Source organism: Isoptericola sp. NPDC060185 (assembly GCF_042728595.1).
Lineage (GTDB): Bacteria > Actinomycetota > Actinomycetes > Actinomycetales > Cellulomonadaceae > Isoptericola.
This window is the reverse complement of sequence record NZ_JBHWYY010000141.1, coordinates 1-3,686: the sequence shown is the minus strand read 5'-3', so window position 1 is coordinate 3,686 and position 3,686 is coordinate 1. Positions and strand designations below refer to the sequence as shown.

Below are 3,686 nucleotides of genomic sequence, written 5' to 3'. Positions count from 1 at the left end.
GTTTCGCCCACGAAACCGGGCCAAACGCCCGCTCACAACGCTCAGGGGGCGTCGGGGGCCGGGGCGTGACGCTCCAGGAAGGCGAACACGTCCGTGTCGTCGACGCCGGGGAACGCGCCGCGCGGCAGGGCCGCGAGCACCTGCTGGTGCATCCGGGCGCTGGGCCACGCGACGCCGTCCCACCGGTCGGCCAGGTCGGCGGGCGGGCGCTGGCAGCACGCCGGGTCCGGGCAGGTGGAGGCGTGCCGCACCTGCACGTCCCGGCCGCGGAACCACTTCGCGTGGGCGTACGGCACGCCCACCGTGATGGAGAACTGTCGGCCGTCGGCGCCCGTGCCGGTCTGCACGGAGTCCCAGAACGTGCCGGCCGGCGTGTCCGTGTACTGGTAGGACTCGGTGGCGCGGTCGCGCCGGGTGAACGCCTCGCGGCCCGCCCACCACCGGCACACGAGCTGCCCCTCGATGGCGCCCGTCACGTCCTGCGGCAGGGGCAGGCCGTCGTTCGCGTACCCGCGGAACAGCGCGCCGTCGTCGCCCACGCGCAGGAAGTGCAGCGGGATGCCGAGGTGCACGGTGGCCAGGTTGGTCAGCCGCATCGCCGCGGCCTCGTGGGTGACGCCGAACGCGTCGCGGAAGTCCTCGACCGCGAGGTCCTTCTCGCGCTTGCGCCGCTGCAGGAACTCCACGGCCACCGACTGCGGGATGAGGCAGCACGCGGCGAAGTACGTGATCTCGACTCGCTGGCGCAGGAACTCGGCGTAGCTGCGCGGGCGGTCGTGCCCCAGCACGCGGTGCGCGATCGCCTGCAGCGCGAGGGACCGCAACCCGTGCCCGCCCGGGATGGACGCCGGGGGCAGGTAGATGCGGCCGTTCTCCAGGTCGGTCACGGACCGCGCGGACCGCGGCAGGTCGTCCACGTGCAGCAGGGTCAGCCCCATCTGCTCCGCCATGCGCGCCACCGTGCGGTGCGTGAGCGCGCCCGCCCCCGCGTACCCGGCCCGCTTGGTCAGCTCCTCCCCGAGCGCCTCGATCTGGGGCAGGTAGTTGTCGCGCTCCTGACGCTCATGACGCAGCTCGGTGTTGGCCCGGCGCGCCTCCTCGGGCGTCGCGATGGCCTCCTCCTCGCGCCGCGAGAGCTCGGAGTGCAGGCCCACGAGCTGCTCCAGCACCGGCATCGGGAGCTTCTGGCTCGGCTTCACCGACGGCAGTCCCAGCGCCCCGAAGAGCGGTCCGCGCTGCGCCCGCTCGAGGGCGATCTCCAGCTCGGCGCGGCGCGACGGCGGCTCGTCGGCGAGGAGGTCGGGCACGGCCACGCCGACGGCGTCGGCGATCGAGCGCAGCAGCGACAGGCGCGGCTCGCGCCGCCCGTTCTCGACGAGGGACAGCAGGCTGGGCGCCGAGCCCACCCGCTCCCCCAGCGCCTCGAGCGTCAGCCCGCGCGCCGTGCGCGCATGCCGGATGCGCCGCCCGAGTGTGATGAGGTCCGGGGACTCGGCCACCTGGCCGTCCTTCGTCGCCATGGTTTGACGGTACGTGAAAATCTTCGAATCTTCACGAGCGATCTGCTGGAAAGGTGGTTCTACGGCGCGGGACGCTGGGGGTAGCCCACCCGGCAGCGCAGGCCGGGGGCCCATCCGACGGACGGAGCACCCGATGACCTTCACCGCGAACCCGCGCCGCACGCGTCTCGCGATCGCCGAGCTCGCCCCGGACGCCCTGGCCCCGCACGCGCTCGCACCCGCGGAGCGCTCCGGGTCGGCGAGCGCGCCCGCCGCCCGGGCGCAGGCGCCCCAGGACGCGCGGGCGTGGGTGCAGCAGGTGGCCGCGCTGACCCAGCCGGACGAGATCGTCTGGTGCGACGGCTCGGCCGCGGAGAAGCAGCGCCTCCTCGACCAGATGGTCGGGGCCGGCACCCTGATCAGGCTGGACGAGGCGAAGCGCCCGAACTCCTACCTGGCCCGGTCGAACCCGTCCGACGTCGCGCGCGTCGAGTCGCGCACGTTCATCTGCTCGGAGCGCGAGGAGGACGCCGGCCCGACGAACAACTGGCGTGCCCCCGCCGAGATGCGCGCGGAGCTCGACGGCGTCTTCGCCGGGTCGATGCGCGGCCGCACCATGTACGTGGTGCCGTTCTCCATGGGCCCGGTCGGCGGGCCGATCTCCCAGGTGGGCATCGAGATCACCGACTCGCCGTACGTCGTCGTGTCGATGCACGTCATGACGCGCGTCTCGTCGCGGGTGCTGGACCTCATCGACGGCGGGCAGCAGTGGGTGCCGGCCGTGCACACGGTGGGCGCGCCGCTCGCCGAGGGCGAGACCGACGTCCCGTGGCCCTGCAACGACACGAAGTACATCGTCCACTACCCCGAGACCCGGGAGATCTGGTCGTACGGGTCGGGGTACGGCGGCAACGCCCTGCTGGGCAAGAAGTGCTTCGCGCTGCGCATCGCGTCGGCGATGGCGCGCGACGAGGGCTGGCTCGCCGAGCACATGCTCCTCATCCGCGTCACGTCGCCGGAGCAGCGGCAGTACCACCTCGCCGCCGCGTTCCCGAGCGCGTGCGGCAAGACGAACCTCGCGATGCTGCGCCCGACCATCCCCGGATGGACGGTCGAGACGCTCGGCGACGACATCGTCTGGATGCGCCCCGGACCCGACGGCCGGCTGCGCGCCATCAACCCCGAGGCGGGGTTCTTCGGCGTCGCGCCGGGCACGGGCGTCGAGACCAACCCGACCGCCGTGGAGACGTTCACGCACGACGCGATCTTCACCAACGTGGCCCTGACCGACGACGGTGACGTGTGGTGGGAGGGCCTCACGCCAGAGCCGCCGGCGCACCTCGTCGACTGGCGGGGCAACGACTGGACCCCGGACTCGGACACCCCCGCGGCGCACCCGAACTCCCGGTTCACCGTGGCCGCGGCGCAGTGCCCGAGCATCGCGGACACCTGGGAGGACCCGGCGGGCGTGCCGGTCGACGCGATCGTCTTCGGCGGCCGCCGCGCCACCAACGTGCCGCTCGTGACCCAGGCGACGAGCTGGGACCACGGCGTCTTCATGGGCGCCACGATCAGCTCCGAGCGCACCGCCGCGGCCGAGGGCACGGTGGGCGAGCTGCGCCGCGACCCCTTCGCGATGATGCCGTTCTGCGGCTACAACATGGCCGACCACTGGGCGCACTGGCTGCGCGTGGGCAAGGGGCTCGACGCCGACAAGCGGCCCAAGGTCTTCCAGGTCAACTGGTTCCGCAAGGGCGACGACGGCCGCTTCCTGTGGCCGGGGTTCGGCGAGAACTCGCGCGTCGTGGAGTGGATGGTCACGCAGCTGGACCGCTCCCGCGGCCTGCGCACCGACGCCGGCGCCGTGCACTCCCCCGTCGGCCTGCTGCCCGCCCCGGGGGCGCTGCGCACCGAGGGCCTCGACCTGTCCGACGACGACCTCGCCGCCCTCTTCGCCGTCCCGGCCGAGGCGTGGCTTGCCGAGACCGCGCTGACCGGCGAGTTCTTCGAGACCTTCGGCGACCGCGTGCCCGACCAGCTCTGGGCGCAGCTCTCCCTGCTGCGCGAGCGGCTGGGCGCCTGACCCACAGACCCGGGCCCGCCGGAGAGGCACCGGCGGGCCCGAACCCTCACCAGGTCGGCAGTTCGTGCTCGGGTCGGCAGCTCGGACTGCCGACCCGGTCTCTT

2 protein-coding genes are annotated in these 3,686 nt (G+C 73.6%); one reads left to right on the top strand and one right to left on the bottom strand.

What is annotated here, in order from left to right; translation table 11 throughout:
- Window positions 1-41 precede the first annotated feature (41 nt).
- On the bottom strand, window positions 42-1,520 hold the full coding sequence (locus ACFWDO_RS21255; protein WP_380326916.1) for a helix-turn-helix domain-containing protein: 1,479 nt from the start codon (window positions 1,518-1,520) through the stop codon (window positions 42-44).
- A gap of 133 nt (window positions 1,521-1,653) precedes the next feature.
- Here ACFWDO_RS21255 and ACFWDO_RS21250 point away from each other — a divergent pair, with 133 nt between their 5' ends.
- Window positions 1,654-3,582: a phosphoenolpyruvate carboxykinase (GTP) gene (locus ACFWDO_RS21250; RefSeq protein WP_380326919.1), complete on the top strand. Its 1,929-nt coding sequence runs from the start codon at window positions 1,654-1,656 to the stop codon at window positions 3,580-3,582.
- Window positions 3,583-3,686: the final 104 nt, after the last annotated feature.

Bases quoted from the DNA above. Each gene is read 5' to 3' on its own strand.
- ACFWDO_RS21255 (WP_380326916.1), bottom strand. From the start codon at position 1,520: ATGGCGACGAAGGACGGCCAGGTGGCCGAGTCCCCGGACCTCATCACA.
- ACFWDO_RS21250 (WP_380326919.1), top strand. From the start codon at position 1,654: ATGACCTTCACCGCGAACCCGCGCCGCACGCGTCTCGCGATCGCCGAG.